The organism is Shigella sp. FC1967, from assembly GCF_001743005.1.
GTDB lineage: Bacteria > Pseudomonadota > Gammaproteobacteria > Enterobacterales > Enterobacteriaceae > Proteus.
Map to the genome: position 1 here is coordinate 1 of NZ_MIIZ01001247.1, position 447 is coordinate 447.

Consider the following 447-nt stretch of genomic DNA (forward strand, 5'->3'; position numbering starts at 1 on the left):
CGGGTACACCAAGGCCCGGTCGGCTTTGGTGTACCTCCAACCAATTTTGGAGGCACTATGTCTAATTCAAATTTCGGCTTTCTAGCTCTGGCCTTGCGCAACGCCTGATCAAACGCTGGTCACTGATGCACTCTGTTCAACCGGAGTCTGTGTTGGAACACAGCGCTGTTGTTACCCTGCTTTCCTACCTGGCTGGCAATATTGCCATTCAGCAAGGGAAGTCGGTGGATCTGGCAGTCATGCTTGCTCATGCTTCGTTGCATGATGCAGCCGAGGTTCTCTGTTCGGATGTTGTAACACCGGTCAAGAAAGCAAACGCTGTTTTGCAGCGTGAGTTTGAACGACTGGAAAAGGCCGCAGAGGACAAACTCATCCAGACTCTTCCCGAAGAACTCCAGGATGCAGTCGCCATAGCCTTCGCTCCCGGTGGCTATGAACAATCACTGG

The 447-nt window shown here is 52.3% G+C and carries 1 protein-coding gene; it reads left to right on the forward strand.

Annotated elements, in window-relative coordinates:
- Positions 1 to 152 precede the first annotated feature (152 nt).
- Positions 153 to 447, forward strand: a 295-nt coding sequence (locus BHE89_RS20740) for a YfbR-like 5'-deoxynucleotidase (protein WP_286146392.1), incomplete at its 3' end; no start/stop codon positions are given.